At 50.0% G+C, this 15,832-nt stretch carries 17 protein-coding genes; all 17 read left to right on the top strand.

Going from position 1 to position 15,832, the window contains the following annotated elements:
- Nucleotides 1-21 precede the first annotated feature (21 nt).
- The 17 genes from ACE419_RS04675 to nusB all read left to right on the top strand — a co-directional run bounded on the left by ACE419_RS04675 (nucleotide 22) and on the right by nusB (nucleotide 15,763).
- The gene (locus tag ACE419_RS04675; RefSeq protein WP_435721194.1) at nucleotides 22-1,095 is read left to right on the top strand and encodes a restriction endonuclease subunit S; all 1,074 of its coding nucleotides are present in this window, start codon (nucleotides 22-24) and stop codon (nucleotides 1,093-1,095) included.
- Nucleotides 1,096-1,146: 51 nt separating this feature from the next.
- Entirely contained in the window at nucleotides 1,147-2,988 is a 1,842-nt protein-coding gene (locus ACE419_RS04670) for a GmrSD restriction endonuclease domain-containing protein (RefSeq protein ID WP_435721193.1), read from the top strand.
- Between the two features lie 31 nt (nucleotides 2,989-3,019).
- A complete protein-coding gene (locus ACE419_RS04665) occupies nucleotides 3,020-6,325 on the top strand; it encodes a DEAD/DEAH box helicase family protein (protein ID WP_435721192.1) in 3,306 nt (1,101 codons plus the stop codon).
- Between the two features lie 115 nt (nucleotides 6,326-6,440).
- Nucleotides 6,441-6,704: an IreB family regulatory phosphoprotein gene (locus ACE419_RS04660; RefSeq protein ID WP_432647554.1), complete on the top strand. Its 264-nt coding sequence runs from the start codon at nucleotides 6,441-6,443 to the stop codon at nucleotides 6,702-6,704.
- Nucleotides 6,701-7,117: a Holliday junction resolvase RuvX gene (gene ruvX / locus ACE419_RS04655; protein WP_435721191.1), complete on the top strand. Its 417-nt coding sequence runs from the start codon at nucleotides 6,701-6,703 to the stop codon at nucleotides 7,115-7,117. Before ACE419_RS04660 ends, ruvX begins: the two co-directional genes overlap by 4 nt.
- Nucleotides 7,118-7,275: 158 nt before the next feature.
- On the top strand, nucleotides 7,276-7,599 hold the full coding sequence (locus ACE419_RS04650) for a DUF1292 domain-containing protein (protein WP_432647556.1): 324 nt from the start codon (nucleotides 7,276-7,278) through the stop codon (nucleotides 7,597-7,599).
- A 69-nt stretch (nucleotides 7,600-7,668) separates the two neighbouring features.
- Entirely contained in the window at nucleotides 7,669-9,210 is a 1,542-nt protein-coding gene (gene mltG, locus ACE419_RS04645) for an endolytic transglycosylase MltG (protein ID WP_435721190.1), read from the top strand.
- A 41-nt stretch (nucleotides 9,211-9,251) separates the two neighbouring features.
- Nucleotides 9,252-9,848 (top strand): O-methyltransferase, encoded by a 597-nt coding sequence (locus ACE419_RS04640; protein WP_435721189.1) that lies wholly within the window; start codon nucleotides 9,252-9,254, stop codon nucleotides 9,846-9,848.
- A 23-nt stretch (nucleotides 9,849-9,871) separates the two neighbouring features.
- Complete coding sequence (locus ACE419_RS04635; RefSeq protein WP_435721188.1) at nucleotides 9,872-11,116, top strand: peptidase U32 family protein; 1,245 nt, start codon at nucleotides 9,872-9,874, stop codon at nucleotides 11,114-11,116.
- A 21-nt stretch (nucleotides 11,117-11,137) separates the two neighbouring features.
- Entirely contained in the window at nucleotides 11,138-11,425 is a 288-nt protein-coding gene (locus ACE419_RS04630; protein WP_435721187.1) for an acylphosphatase, read from the top strand.
- A 39-nt stretch (nucleotides 11,426-11,464) separates the two neighbouring features.
- On the top strand, nucleotides 11,465-11,914 hold the full coding sequence (aroQ, locus tag ACE419_RS04625; RefSeq protein WP_435721186.1) for a type II 3-dehydroquinate dehydratase: 450 nt from the start codon (nucleotides 11,465-11,467) through the stop codon (nucleotides 11,912-11,914).
- A 58-nt stretch (nucleotides 11,915-11,972) separates the two neighbouring features.
- A complete protein-coding gene (locus tag ACE419_RS04620; RefSeq protein WP_435721185.1) occupies nucleotides 11,973-13,046 on the top strand; it encodes a M24 family metallopeptidase in 1,074 nt (357 codons plus the stop codon).
- Nucleotides 13,047-13,193: 147 nt separating this feature from the next.
- Nucleotides 13,194-13,751: an elongation factor P gene (efp, locus tag ACE419_RS04615; RefSeq protein WP_432646603.1), complete on the top strand. Its 558-nt coding sequence runs from the start codon at nucleotides 13,194-13,196 to the stop codon at nucleotides 13,749-13,751.
- Between the two features lie 231 nt (nucleotides 13,752-13,982).
- A complete protein-coding gene (locus ACE419_RS04610) occupies nucleotides 13,983-14,384 on the top strand; it encodes an Asp23/Gls24 family envelope stress response protein (RefSeq protein WP_295634415.1) in 402 nt (133 codons plus the stop codon).
- Between the two features lie 20 nt (nucleotides 14,385-14,404).
- Nucleotides 14,405-14,977 carry an alkaline shock response membrane anchor protein AmaP gene (gene amaP, locus ACE419_RS04605; RefSeq protein WP_435721184.1) on the top strand — a complete coding sequence of 191 codons (573 nt, stop codon included), beginning with the start codon at nucleotides 14,405-14,407 and terminating at the stop codon, nucleotides 14,975-14,977.
- Nucleotides 14,978-15,031: 54 nt separating this feature from the next.
- Complete coding sequence (locus tag ACE419_RS04600) at nucleotides 15,032-15,274, top strand: DUF2273 domain-containing protein (RefSeq protein WP_435721183.1); 243 nt, start codon at nucleotides 15,032-15,034, stop codon at nucleotides 15,272-15,274.
- Nucleotides 15,275-15,331: 57 nt separating this feature from the next.
- Nucleotides 15,332-15,763 (top strand): transcription antitermination factor NusB, encoded by a 432-nt coding sequence (gene nusB / locus ACE419_RS04595; protein WP_432646606.1) that lies wholly within the window; start codon nucleotides 15,332-15,334, stop codon nucleotides 15,761-15,763.
- Nucleotides 15,764-15,832 lie beyond the last annotated feature (69 nt).

The raw sequence follows: 15,832 nt of genomic DNA, 5'->3' as shown, positions 1-15,832 counted from the left end.
TTCAGATTTGTAGGGGATAAGATGAAGGTAAGACTTGGAGATTATATAAAAGAGTATTCTGTTAGGAATAAGAGCAATAAAGATATTCCTGTATATAGCGTTACCAATAATCAAGGATTTTGTCGGGACTATTTTGGGAAAGAAGTTGCTAGTAAAGATAAATCAACATATAAGATTGTTCCGCGCGGCTGTTTTGCGTATAATCCGTCGAGAATAAATGTAGGATCTGTTGATTGGCAAAAAGATCAAGATGAGGTAATAGTAAGTCCTTTATATAATGTTTTTTCTGTATCAGAGAAATTGAATAAACAATATTTGTATTATTACCTCAAGAGTGATTTCGCACTCCAGCGGATAAAAGCAGTAGCAACTGGCAGCGTAAGAGATAATCTTAAGTTAACAATGTTATATGAGTTCCCGATAGAGATTCCTTCTTTATCTATTCAGGCGGAAATAGTTAAGAAACTAGATACTGTAATCAAATTGAAGAAGTTACGTAAAGAAGAATTCGAGAAATTAGATTATCTAGTTAAAGCCCGATTTATAGAAATGTTTGGGGATCCTAGTGTGAATCCTAAGGGATGGCCGTTAAGAAAATTAGGAAATCTTGGCGAGTTAAATCGAGGTGTGTCCAAACATCGTCCTCGTAATGCGCCGGAGTTGCTGGGGGGAATATATCCATTGATACAAACAGGAGATGTGGCAAATTCAGCGACGTATATATCAGGATATACGTCTACATATTCTGAATTAGGTTTAAAACAAAGTAGAATGTGGCCGAAGGGAACACTTTGTATTACGATAGCAGCCAATATTGCAAAAACAGGAATATTAGATTTCGATGCATGTTTTCCGGATAGTGTAGTAGGCTTTATTCCTGACAAAATAGTTGATACATTGTATATACATTATTGGTTCTCCTTCTTTCAGAAGATTTTAGAGGAACAAGCGCCTCAAAGTGCACAAAAAAACATTAACCTAAAAATCCTGCGTGACTTAAATGTGATGGTTCCACCGTATGGTCTTCAAGAACAATTTATAAATTTTGTTTATCAAGTTAACAAATCAAAATTTACAATATCAAAGTATCTCTAGGCAATCTCGTGGATATGCTGAAACAAGAGGTTAAAAAGGAAGGATAAAAATATGATCGCGCCAACATCATTAGATACAAATTTAAAGCAATTGCTAGAAGACGTTAATCAAGGTAAGATTCAGCTTCCTGAGTTTCAGCGCAATTGGACATGGGATGATAATCGTATCAAGGGAATCATTGCCAGTTTGTCACAGGGGTATCCCATGGGAGCAATTATGCGCCTGCAATATGGTAATCCAGATATCCAGTTCCAATATAGAACAATCGAAGGAGTACATGCAGACGATGCAGTTCCAGATTACTTAGTCCTCGACGGTCAACAAAGATTGACTTCTATTTATCAGGCAGCTTATAGTCAGGAACCTGTAAAGACAAAAACGGAACAGGATAGAGAGATTCATAGATTCTATTATCTTTCTATGCCAAAATGTCTGGATGAAAATGAAGATCGCGTCGATGCTATATATTCTATTCCTGAGGATCGTAAAGTAAAAGAAAACTTCAATCGTACGATAACGATTGATTTATCCAGTCGGGAAAAAGAATTCGAGCAAAAAATGTTTCCTTTAAATGTTGCTTACCGTATTGATTTACGCACAGAATGGATAATGGGATATCTGGATTATTATGCTGATGATAAAGATGCCCGTGAAATATTCAAAAGCTTTAACAGCATAATCCTTAATACGATTACGGCGTATAAGTTGCCTGTCATCACTCTGGATAAATCTACCCCGAGAGAAGCTGTCTGCAAGGTATTTGAAAATGTCAATACGGGCGGCGTTCCCTTGACTGTCTTCGAATTGGTCACGGCAATGTTTGCCACGCATGAATTTGATCTTCGTGCCGACTGGAATAGGTGCAGGAAAATCATCCGCGGCGATGGAGATTCTCTGCAGACTGATTTGCTCTATGGCATCGACGAGACTACTTTTTTGACGGCAGTCACGTTGTATACGAGTTACATGGATAAGAAGGCTGGAAAAGCAGGGGCAGTATCCTGCAAGAAAAAAGATGTGCTGAGCTTGAAGTATGATTCTTATATTGCGTATAGAGATGCGGTGCTGACAGGGTTCCAGCTTGCTCGTAACTTTTTGCTGCAGTATCAATGTGTGTTCAGAAAACGGGATTTGCCATATACGACGCAGCTGATTCCGCTGTCTGTAATCTGTGCCATTCTGGGCAAGTCAAAATGCGACAGTCCGAATACCATCAAAATCCTGTCTCAATGGTATTGGTGCGGCATTTTTGGTGAAATGTATGGCGGCGCAAATGAGACACGCTATGCTAATGATGTGGAAGATGTCATTAATGCTGTAAATGGCAAAGAGAATCCAGCAAGAACCATCAATGCTTCGTTCTTTTCCGCGACACGTCTGTTGACTTTGCAGACAAGAAACAGCGCTGCTTACAAAGGAGTCATGGCACTTCTCTATCAACGTAAATGCCGTGATTTCATGAATGGTATTACGATTGATGTCATCAACAGCATGATAGAATCTCCGGATATCCATCATATTTTCCCAGAGGCATATTGTGAAAATGTTGGCATTCCAAGACGTCGATATAATTGCATCGTAAATAAAACACCGCTTTTGTCAGCCACCAATAGATGCATCGGTGGCAAGGCCCCCAGTATCTATACGAAAAGTATCCTGAAAAAGGTAGATGGACTGACAGAAGCAGAACTGCGTGAACGTATTGAGTCGCATTTTGTCGATTATGATGCGTTGGTAGCTGATGATTTCGATACTTATTTTGTTCATCGTGCTGAGGCCGTTCTTGGCTTGATTGAAGAAGCTATGGGTAAAGAGATATATGATGGTAATTCAGAGGATACAATTAATGAATTTGGAATAGCACTTACTCCAACACATGCTTTCAAGTCATAAAAATCATGTGGCTGCGAGGGAGATGATGGTCATGACGAATTTTGACTTTTTGCAGCAAGAACCAAAATTTCATAGTTTTGCCGATGTGGCGGTAGCCGCGGAAAGGATTCTGCCGATTGATTATGCTGCGTCGGTGCTCAACTGCCGCCGTGCGATGGAGTTTGCCATCAAATGGATGTATTCGGTTGACAAGTCCCTGCACAGACCGTGGGATGATAAGCTCATCAGCCTCATGAGTACGGATGATTTTCGTGATGCTATTGATGACGATCTTTTGACACGGCTGCATTTTATCCGCAAAATCGGTAATATCGCCGCGCATGACAGCCGTAAAATCTCGAAAGATCAGGCCATGCTCTGTCTGGAGAATCTCTATATTTTCATGGATTTTCTCGCTTACTGTTATGCCAGTAATTATAAGGAAGGTTCATTTGACAAAAATCTCGTGGATGCACAGCCCGTACCTGCATTAGTACCGACGGAGCCTACAGAGGCAGAAGTCAAGCTCGATGCTCTCATGAAGGAAAATGCTGCTCTGCGTGAGAAGCTGACAAAACGCCGTGAGGAAAAGCAGGAGACGTATGTGCCGAAGCCTCTTGACATCTCGGAATACAAGACGCGCAAGCTCTACATCGATACGATGCTCGTCGACGCGGGTTGGACAGAAGGCAAAGACTGGCTTAACGAATATGAACTCGCGGGTATGCCGAATAAATCGGCAGTCGGCTATGCCGACTATGTGCTTTTGGGCAAGGATGGCAAGATCCTTGCCGTCATCGAGGCAAAGCGTACCTGTGTCGATGTGGCAAAGGGACGCCAGCAGGGGAAACTTTATGCGGACCTTATCGAAAAACAGCAGGGCAGAAGGCCTGTTTTGTTCCTGACCAATGGTTTTGAGACGCGGATTATCGACAATCAGTATCCGGAACGCAGAGTCGCCGCGCTTTATTCCAAGCGGGATCTGGAAAAGCTCTTGAATCTGCAGAGCATGCGCACGAGCCTGAAATACATCTCGGTCGACAAGAATATTGCCGGACGTTATTATCAGGAAGCTGCTATCAAGGCGGTCTGCGACAGTTTTGATGCGAAAAATCGGCGCAAGGCTCTGCTGGTCATGGCTACGGGCTCAGGGAAAACACGTACAGTCATTGCTCTCTGCAAGGTTCTTCTCGAGCAGGGCTGGATTCGGGATATTCTCTTTCTGGCCGACCGCAATTCTCTCGTCACGCAGGCTAAGCGCAGTTTTGTCAATCTGCTTCCGGATCTATCGGTGACGAATCTCTGTGAGGATAAGGAAAATCTCACGGCACACTGTGTCTTTTCGACGTATCAGACCATGATGAACTGCATTGACTCGGTTCGTGACGATAAGGGCAAACTCTTCACCTGCGGTCATTTTGACTTGGTCATTTGCGATGAGGCACATCGTTCCATCTATAATAAATATCGGGACATCTTCCGGTACTTTGATGCGCCGCTGGTCGGACTGACGGCGACGCCGAAGGATGATATCGACAAGAATACGTATGAGATTTTCGAGCTCGAAAATGGCGTGCCGACTTATGGATATGAGCTTTCGCAGGCTGTCAAGGATGGTTATCTCGTCGACTTTATGTCCGTCGAAACATCGCTAAAATTTCTGGACAAGGGCATTGTCTACGATGAATTGTCGGCAGAAGATAAAGAGGCCTATGAGGATACGTTCGAAGATGAAAATGGCCATGTGCCGGACAGCATCAATGCTTCGGCACTCAACAAGTGGATTTTTAATGAAGATACCATTCGCAAGGTCCTGAATACGCTCATGTCGCGTGGCCTGCGTATTGACTATGGCAACAAACTAGGCAAGACCATCATTTTCGCGAAGAATCATGACCATGCGGAGAAAATTCTGGAGGTATTCAACAAAGAATATCCCCGTTTAAAGGATTATGCCAAAGTCATCGATAACTATATGACCTATGCGCAGAGTGCCATCGACGAATTCTCGGAGCCAGAGAAATTGCCGCAGATTGCGATTTCTGTCGATATGCTCGATACGGGCATCGATGTACCGGAGATTCTGAACCTTGTTTTCTTCAAGAAGGTCATGAGTAAGGCGAAGTTTTGGCAGATGATCGGCCGTGGCACGCGCCTTTGCCCGGGGCTTATGGACGATGACCAGGATAAGGATAAGTTCTATATCTTTGACTTCTGCGGCAACTTTGAGTTCTTCCGCATGAAGAAAGGCAAAGAAGCCGTGAACCAGCTTTCGATACAGGGCAGCCTTTTTTGCCTGAAATTTGAGATGGCTTATAAACTGCAGGATTTGGCTTATCAGACGAAGCCCTTGCAGGCTTTTCGTCAAAGATTGGTCACGGAGATGGTCAGCAAAATCAAAGAGCTGAACCGCGATAATTTTGCCGTTCATCAGCATCTTCGCTATGTTGATTTATATGCGAAGGGAGAGAACTATCAGGCCTTGACGTATGAAGATACCCTGACTGTGAAGGAGGAACTCGCGGATCTGATTGAGCCGGAACCAGACGAAGCCAGTGCCCTGCGCTTTGACGCACTGCTTTATGGCATTGAGCTGGCGAAACTAGCCGGAAAGAAATACAGCCGTGGCCGTCATGACCTTTTGACAAAGGTGAAGGCCATAGCGGGAGTGGCCAATATCCCTGAGATACAGGTACAGGCACCGCTTATCGAGAAAATCCTGCATACGGACTATCTGGAAACGGCTGAGGTCGATGATTTTGAGCACATCCGCAAGTCACTGCGCGACCTGATGAAATACATTCCTGCAGAAAAAATCCGGTATGACACGAATTTTACGGATGAGATTCTTTCGGTGCAGGAACAGCCTTCCAATCTTGAAAATGATGACCTGAAAAATTACAAGGCCAAAGCCGAATACTATGTTCGGGAGCACCAGTCAAACGGCGCAATTGCCAAACTCAAGGAAAATATTCCGCTGACACAGGAAGATGTCAAGGAACTGGAGAAAATCCTTTGGAGCGAGGTTGGCACAAAGACGGATTATGAGGCTGAGTACGGGGAAAAACCGCTAGGAGAATTCGTCCGTGAGATTGTGGGCTTAGACATGAAGGCTGCGAAAGAGGCTTTTGCAGAGTATCTTGATGGCAGCAATCTCGACAGTCGGCAGATTTATTTCGTCAATCAGATTGTCGAGTACATTGTTCAAAACGGCATGATGAAGGATCTTTCTGTCCTGCAGGAGCCGCCGTTCACGGACAGGGGCAGTCTCGTCGATATGTTCTCAGATGATTTGACTATATGGCAGGGCATTCGTCAGACGATTGACCGGATCAATGCCAATGCCAAGGCAGCCTAAGCCGTCTTTTCAGCTAAACTATAGAAATCCGTCGTACAATGGTCATAAAGTCAAAAGTATGGTAAGATAAAGTCAGATACAGCAAATGCTGAATAAGTGCTTTGGAGGAATTGTTATGGCTAACAATGAAGAAACGATGATGTTCCATTTCGGGGACGATAGGAATAAAGCAGAGAAAATCATCCGTTCGGTCTGCGCCGCGATGGAGGAGAAGGGGTACAACCCGATTAATCAGCTCGTCGGGTATCTGCTGTCGGGCGACCCGGCTTATGTGACGAGCCACAACGATGCGCGCAGCCTGATTCGCACGCTTGAGCGCGATGAGCTGCTTGAAGAGCTCGTGCGTTCGTATCTTGAGAAAGGTGCAGAAAAGAAATGAAGCGTTACATGTCGCTCGATATCGGCGACCGCACGATTGGCATTGCGGTAAGCGACCTTTTGGGGCTGACGGCGCAGGGCGTCGAGACGATTCGCCGCAAGTCGCTTGAGGACGACTTAAAGCGCCTTGGCGAGCTGATGGAGCAGTATGAGACAAAGTCACTCGTGTCGGGGCTGCCGAAGAATATGGACGGCACGGAGGGCGACCGCTGCGCGATTGTCAAGGAATTCATGGGCGAAGTCAAGAAGGCATATCCCGATGTTGAGGTGTTCTTCTGGGACGAGCGCCTTTCGACGGTCGCAGCGACGCGCTCTTTGATTGAGGCCGATGTTTCGCGCAAAAAGCGCAAGAAAGTCATCGACAAGATGGCCGCGGTCTTTATCCTGCAGGGCTTCCTTGACAGCAAACACTGACGAAGTCTTTGCTGGACTCTCTTTTGTGGTTGACAGCGCTTCGGGCGATACGCTACAATGAAAGAGGCCTGAAGGGCCGGAATGCTTCATTATAATAGAAGCTTAGCAAAAGGTTATTTTGTTTTTTATGATATAAATAGGAAGAAGAGGTGTATCGAATGGCAGATCAGGACATGATGAATGATGACGATATCGTGGTTGTCATGACGGACGATGAGGGCAATGAGTACTACTACCGCGAAGAGATGATCATCCCGGTCGATGAAGATAAGTTCGCGCTGCTCGTCGGCATTCATGGCGAGGACGAAGAGCATGAGCATTCCTGCGGCTGCGGCTGTGAGGATGACGATGAGGATGTCATCATCGCGAAGATTGTCACGAATGAAGACGGCGAAGATGAGTACATCGAGCCGACGGATGAAGAGTTTGAGGCTGTTCAGGAAGCATACAACGCTCTCGTGGACGAAGCCGAGAACGACTAAAGAAGAACGTCACCGCTGCTATCCATTTGTTTGGATAGCGGCTTTTTCATGTACGGAGAATGAAGAGCAATGCACGATGCAAACGAAAAACAGCCGCCCAAAGCGAAAAATACGGCAGGCGAACCGAAACATGCCGAAGTAAAGGCTGAAACTCAGGAAGCGGCGAAGTCTGAGCAGTCTGCCAAGGCCGAAAAAACTGCGGCTAAGTCGGAAAAGGCTGAGAGCACTGAGAAAGTCGGGGAAGGCAAGACGAAAACGGATAACGGCGGCGAAAAGTCAGCCAAGCAGGCGGGAAACGAAGAAGAGAAGCAGGGCCAGGAAAAGAAGACTGAGTCAAATGCTGAGAAAAGCCGGACTGATGCTGAAAAAAAGTCCGACCAAGAAGCAGCTGCGGAAAAAGCCGCTGAAACGTCATCGCCTGCAGATAAAGCCGCGACTAAGGTTGTCAAGTCTGCAAAAGAGGTCAAGCCGGCTGAGCCTGCCAAAACTGCCAAACCGGTTAAGCCGGTCAAATCTGTCGAGGTATCGAAAAAAGCTGCTCCTGTGGTGACAATAGAGAAGGGGAAAATGGCATGCTTTAAGGACAAGCTCAAATCCCTTGGCTGGAAGAAGTGGACGGCCATTGCGGCCGTGTTCATCGTGCTCGTGGGCGGCGGTTTTGGCATGTATCTGGCGTTTGGCACGACAGCCGTCATGCAGCGTTCGGACCGCGATGCGCAGGAAAATATCTATATGACGGTCAAGCCGGGTACGACGGCCTCGGAGATTTCGGACAGGCTGACGAAGCTCGGCGTCATCGACAGCAAGTTCCGTTTTTGGTGGCTGATGAAGCTGCAGGGCGATGCGAGCAAATTCAAGACAGGCACGTATGCCTTTAAGGCCCATATGGACGAACAGGACGTGCTCAATAAACTCGTCTCGGGCGATACGACGATTGTCAAATTCACGATTCCGGAAGGCTTTGGCGTCAAGGAAATCGCGAAGCGTCTGGCCGATGAGGGCCTTGTCGATGAAAATGAGTTTTTGGAAAAAGCCAAGAACTACGCGCCGTACAGCTATATGAAGAAGGGGCCGAATGTGCGCTATGCGGCCGAGGGCTATCTCTTCCCCGATACGTATGAGATTCAGAGCGATGTGACACCGGAGCTCATCATGAAGATGATGTCGCAGGACTTCGATAACCGTCTGACGCCGGAGATGCGCCAGCAGGCCGCGGCCATGGGCCTCTCGATTCACGACCTCGTGACGCTGGCTTCTCTTGTCGAGAAGGAAGCGCGCTACGATGAGGACCGGCCGATCATCGCGCAGGTCTTTTTGAAGCGGCTGCAGATTGGCATGCCGCTGCAGTCGGACACGACGCTGCAGTATCTGATGAACGCGCCGAAAGAGGATGTCTCGCTTGCCGATACGAAAATCGATTCGCCGTACAACACGTACCAGCATCAGGGCCTGCCGCCGGGACCGATTGCGAGCCCCGGCATGAAGGCCATCAACGCCGTGCTGCATCCGGCCGCCACGGATTATCTCTATTTCGTCGCGGACCGTCAGGGGCACAACCATTATTCGGCGACGTACGAGGAACATGAGGCCATCGTGGAGCAGGTCCGCTGACTTGTTCCTTCCATTATATAGGGAATGAGGGAATGTAAAATATGTCAGATTTTGAGGATTTGCTGCGCGGGATGGAGGCCTATGCGGCCGAGAATCATGTACCGATTATCAATGAGAACGGCCGCAAAGCCTTTCTCAAGGTGATCAAAGAGAAAAAGCCGCACCGCGTGCTTGAAATCGGCACGGCCATCGGCTATTCGGCACTGCTTTTGGCGGCAAATGGCGCTGAGGATATCAAAATCACGACGCTCGAGCTTTCCGAAGAACGTGCGCAGACGGCACGGGACTTCATCGACCGTTCGCCGTACCGCGACATCATCGAGATTCTGCAGGGCAATGCGGGGGACATCCTGCTGACCCTGCAGGGGCCGTATGATTTTGTCTTTATCGACGCGGCGAAGGGGCAGTATGTCGATTATTTCCATAAGATACAGCCGCTGCTTGCGCCGAAATGTACGATTGTCGCCGACAATGTGCTGTTTCGCGGCTATGTGCGCGGTGAGGAAAAGGCGCCGCGCCGCTACCGCACAATCGTCAAGCGGCTGCGCGAATACATTGAGCTTACGAGTCAGGCCGAGGGCTTCATGACGGAGATTCTCGAGAACGGCGACGGACTGGCTGTGACGACAAGAACATGAAAATTAAACGGAGGATAATATATATGTTGAAAAAGCCGGAGCTTCTGGCTCCAGCCGGAAATCTGGAAAAAATGAAGATGGCGCTTCTCTACGGCGCCGATGCCGTCTATCTTGGCGGCAAAATGTACGGACTGCGCGCCTTTGGCGGCAATTTCACGCGCGAAGAGCTCAAGGAAGCCATGGATTTTGCCCATAAGCTCGGCAAAAAGGTCTATGTGACGGTCAATATTTTCCCGCACAACAGCGACCTTGAGGGGCTGCCCGACTATCTGCGCTATCTCGAGTCGATTGGCACGGACGCTTTGCTCATCGCGGACCTCGGCGTTTTTTCCATTTGCCGGGAAGTCACGCCGAAGATGGAAATCCATATCAGTACGCAGGCGAACAACACGAACTGGCGCACGGTCAACGCGTGGCAGCAGCTCGGTGCCAAGCGCGTCGTGCTCGCGCGTGAGATGTCCTTAAACGAAATTCGCGAAATCCGCGCGAAGACGACGGCGGACCTCGAGATGTTCGTGCACGGGGCCATGTGCATTTCGTACTCGGGCCGCTGCCTGCTGTCGAATTATTTCACGGGCCGCGACTCGAACCGCGGCAGCTGCGCGCAGTCGTGCCGCTGGAAGTACGCGCTCGTCGAGGAGACGCGTCCGGGGAGATACTTCCCGATTGCCGAGGATGAGCGCGGCACGTACATCATGAATTCGAAGGATATGTGCCTGCTGCCGCATATCAAGGATGTCATCGAGAGCGGTGTCGAAAGCCTCAAAATCGAGGGCCGCATGAAGAGCGTGCATTACGCGGCGAGCGTCGTCAAGGCTTACAGACTCGCAATTGACGCGTATTTTGAGGACCCGGAGCACTTTAAAATCCAGCAGAGTTGGCTTGACGAGCTCGAGAAGGTCTCGCACCGTCCGTACACGACGGGCTTTTACTACCATCAGCCAGATGCAGATGACCAGCTCTACGGCACCTCGTCGTATGAGCAGACGTCGGAATTCATCGGCCTCGTGCGCTCTTACGACCCCGAGACGCGCTACGCTGTCGTCGAGCAGCGCAATAATATGAAAATTGGACAGGAAATTGAGGTCTTTCAGCCGCATGCCCCCTTGTATCGTCAGAAACTTTCTGATATGCTTGACGAAGAGGGCACGCCTATTGAGGTTGCCCCGCATGCCCAGCAGATCATCAAGATCCGCATGGACAAGCCTGTGGAACCATATACGATCCTGCGCCGCGACGTCCTGAAGAAAAAGGAGCCGCAGGCGTAACAGAAGAAAGAAGGGCTTTTTATGGCAGAGACAAATTTCGTTCGTTATTTTGGCAGGGCAACCGGCCGCGTACAGGGCGTCGGTTTCCGCATGTTCGTGCAGAATCATGCTTCAGAGCTTGGACTCACGGGCTGGGTGCGCAATATGGACGACGGCAGCGTCACGATGGAAATTCAGGGTGACCCGCACAAAATTGACAAGCTTTCTGTCGAAATCCGCGAGGGCAATTACTTCATCAAGGTCAAGACGCTGGACTTTAACCCGATTGAGGTCGTGCCGGATGAAAAGCGCTTTGTCATCCGCTATTGAGTCAGTTCTTTTTGCATCTTTTTGTCAGGGGGATTTTATATGCCAAGAGTACTTGTACTGCATGGGCCGAACCTCAACATGCTCGGCACGCGTGAGCCGGAGATCTACGGCTACACGACACTCGATGATATCAACGAGATGATTGCGGCGCGCGCCGCAGAAGCCGGCATCGAGACGGCCTTCTTCCAGTCGAATCACGAGGGCGAGCTCGTCGATGCCCTGCAGCAGGCCAATCACAAGTTTGATTTTATCATCTTCAATGCCGCGGCTTATACGCATTACAGCATTGCCATCCGCGATGCCATTGCGGCTATCGATGTGCCGGTCATTGAAGTCCATCTGTCGAATATCCACAAGCGTGAAGAGTTCCGCCATACGTCGGTGCTCGCTCCCGTGGCGATGGGACAGATTTCGGGCCTCGGCGTCGAGAGCTACCTCGCGGCACTGGAAGCCATCATCTATAAGCTCAGCAAAGCAAACAAAATCTGATTCTATCATTTATTAAGACATAGAACCAAATCAGGCAACGAAACAGGAGATGCTTTTTATGAATCAGAATCGTTTGACTGCCCTGCGCAGCCTGCTCGCAGAGAACAATCTCGATGCGGTCATCGTGACGAAATACGTCAATCTTCATTATTTCAGCGGTTTCCGCGGCGATGATACGACGCTCGTCATCACGAAGGACAAGGCTCTGCTCGTCACCGACAACCGTTATACGGAACAGGCCCAGAAACAGGCCCCCCTTTTTGAGGTCGTAGAGCACAAGCACGGCCTGCTCGCCAAAACGGCTGAACTCGTCAAAAAACTCGGCTGCCATAAGGTCGGCTTTGAAGGCAATGCGATTATCTACGATGTTTACGCAGGTCTTTCGTCCCTGCTTGAGGGCATCGAGTTCAAGACGCCTTTGAATCTCGACGCGCTGCGTCAGGTCAAGGACGAGGAAGAAATCGGCTATATCCGCAAAGCCTGTGCGTTTGCCGACAAGGCCTTTGAGGATATCGTCAAATTTATCAAGCCGGGCGTGACGGAAATCGCCGTCGCGGCGCGCCTTGAACAGGTCATGCGCGAGGCGGGCTCCGAGAAACCTTCGTTCGACACAATCGTGGCTTCGGGCCTGCGCGGCAGCATGCCGCACGGCACGGCCACGGAAAAAATCATCGAGGCAGGCGACTTCGTGACGATGGACTACGGCGCGAAATACGAGGGCTACTGCTCCGACATCACGCGCACCGTCTGCGTGGGCAAAGCCAGCGACCGCCAGCGCAAGGTCTATGAGGCCGTGCTCGGCACGCAGAAGATGGTCTTAGACGAAATCGCTCCGGGCAAATCGGGCAAGGAAATCGACGCCGCTTCGCGCGCATTCCTCAAGAAATACGATCTTGCGCAGTACTTCGGCCACGGCCTTGGCCACAGCCTCGGCCTCGAGATTCACGAAGAGCCGCGCCTTTCGCCGTCGAGCACGTGCGAGCATCTCCTGCCGAACATGCTCATTACCGACGAACCGGGCGTCTATCTCCCGGGCTGGGGCGGCCTGCGCATCGAAGACACGGTGCTCGTGACGAAGACGGGCAGCGAGCGCCTGACAAAATCGAATAAAGAGCTTGTGGAGATTCTTTAAACGGCCAGAATCCGGAGAAAAACAAGACTCTATAGGGCTCAGGCATGTCTGTGCTTGACGATAGGCCATAAGTTGATTATAATAAAGAATGTTATGATACGTTTTGTATCTTGAATGCGAATATGATATTTTGGAGGGCGTAAGTTAATGATTAATAGTACTGATTTCCGCACGGGCTTAACGATTGAAATTGATGGCGGTGTCTGGCAGATTGTCGATTTCCAGCATGTAAAGCCGGGCAAGGGCGCTGCTTTCGTACGCACGAAGATCAAGAATGTTGAGACGGGTGCAGTGGTAGAGCGTACCTTCAATCCGAACGAAAAAATGCCGGCAGCTCATCTCGAGACGCGCAACATGCAGTACCTCTACGAGGCCGATGGCATGTACACGTTCATGGATACGGAAACGTATGAGCAGACGGAACTCAACAAGGACCAGCTCGGCGATGCTCTGAACTACCTCATGGAGAACATGGAAGTTTCGCTGCAGACGTTCAAGGGCCGCATCATCGGCATCCAGCTCCCGAACTCCGTCAACCTCAAGGTTGTCGAGTGCGAGCCGAGTGTCAAGGGCAACACGGCTACGGGCGCTACGAAGATGGCCAAGGTTGAGACGGGCTACGAAGTCCGCGTACCGCTTTTCGTCAACGAAGGCGATACGCTCCGCATCGATACGCGTACGGGCAACTACATCGAGCGCGCATAATCTGCACATTCTGGGCAGCTGTTATGTCAGGCATATTCATGCATCTGATGTGACAGCTGCATTTCTTTCATTTTATTTTTCGTCTGGGCAGGAAAAAGCGTTTGACTTAACGAATAGTACAGTATAAATATGCATGGTGGGGATAGGTTTTTCAACAGCCTTATGGACTCCGCCGTACATATCATACAGAAAAACGTACAGCATTTTATTTCAGGCAAGGAGGCCTTTATCATGACCAACGAAAAAGAAGTCGTCAAGAAAGATTCGAACCTCGGTGCCATCCGCATTGCGGATGAAGTCGTCAGCATCATTGCTGGTCTTGCTGCCACGGAAGTCGACGGCATCGCCGGCATGAGCGGCGGCATTGCCGGCGGCATCGCGGAAATGCTCGGCCGCAAAAACTTTGCCAAGGGCGTCAAGGTCGAAGTCGGTGAGAAAGAAGCAGCTGTAGACCTCTTCATCATCGTCAAATACGGCGTGCGCATTCCGGATATCGCTCTCGCGGTACAGGAAAACGTCAAGCAGGCCATCGAGACGATGACGGGACTGTCCGTTGTCGAAGTCAATGTCCATGTACAGGGCGTCGGCTTCCCAGAGGAGAATGCAAAGTCGGAGGAGGTACGCGTGCGCTGAGTTGAAGCGAGGCGGATAAAATGGGGATTATCAACCGTTTTTTGTTGTTTGTCTTTTCAATCGGTACGGCAGCGCTGTCGGTGCTGATGCTTCTGCTCACAGCGAAGGTACTGCCGGAATCGGTTTGGCTCAATGAAATCCAATATATCCTTGCACGTCCGGAAACCATCGCAGGTTCCGTCATCGTACTCGTGCTCTCGCTTTATCTGCTGCGCACGTCCCTGCACAGCGATGCCGAACACACGCGCCGCAGCGGGGATTTCATCCTGCTGCAGAGCGAAAATGGCGGCGTGGAAGTCGCACTGCCGGCGGTCCGCAGCATGGCCGAGCAGACGCTCATGGGCCTGCACGGCATCCGCATGGCCAAAGTGCGCGCCATGGGCGTGAGGCCCTCGCGCAAGGCGCCGGAAACGCTGCGCCTCGTGCTCGAACTGACGGTCAGCCGCCATGTCAATGTCAAGGAGCTCACGGCTGCGGCAGCCGACGCTGTCCGCGCGCAGATTCATGAGGTCATGGGCCTTGACGATATCGCCGTCGATACGAAAATCACGGGCATCACGGACGCGCTGCCGGCAAAGCGCCGCGTCGTCTGAAAAGGCAGTGCGGCGTGTCAGGGATAATTCGGAGTGTTGCGGAGTGTTTCGGAAATGAAAGAAGAATTCAAGGCATGGCTTAAAGAGCGCTGGCAGGAAAATCGGGGCGCATGCGTCGGTTTGTCTGCCGGCGTCATACTGGCCGCAGCTATTCTGCTGTTTGGCTTCTGGCGCACGCTCTTTGTCGTGCTCTGCGGCGGCATCGGCCTTTATGTTGGCAGAAAAGCGGACCGCGAGGACGATTTCTTCGGCCGTCTGGCGGATGAATTCCTTGACCGGATCAACCGCCTGCGCTGATGACGCGAAAATATCAGGAACATACATAAAATAGGATATCTGTAAGGAAGGTTAGGAATGAGTCGTAGACAAGCAAGGGAAGTCGCGCTGCAGGCGCTCTTCCAGTTAGATTTGAATCCGGCGGAAGCGGCGGATCAGGAAGAGATGCAGGAAACGCTGGCCATCGATACGGCACTTGGCGAGGCGGAACGCCTCAGTGCCCATGACCGCGCATTCGTGCAGAAGCTCGTCAGCGGGACGCGTGCCAATCTTGAGGCCATCGACCAGATGATCGCGCAGAATTCGCGCGAATGGAAAGTCGAGCGCATGGCAGCTGTCGACCGCAATCTCACGCGTATGGCAACGTACGAGATGTGTTTTGCAGACGAGAAGCTCACGCCGAATATCGCCATCAATGAGGCTGTGGAACTGGCAAAGAAGTATGGTACGGATGACTCCAGCCGCTATGTGAACGGGATTCTCGGCGCCATCATGAAAAGCGCGCAGTGATGCATAGGAGGAGCCAGACTTTTTGTCTGGCTTTTTCTTGTATTTTTGTAAAAAATAGAAGGGAAGGCT

The organism is Mitsuokella apri (genome assembly GCF_047974105.1).
Taxonomy (GTDB): Bacteria; Bacillota; Negativicutes; order Selenomonadales; family Selenomonadaceae; genus Mitsuokella.
The sequence above is the reverse complement of the archived record's forward strand: the minus strand, read 5'-3'. Positions and strand labels throughout refer to the sequence as shown.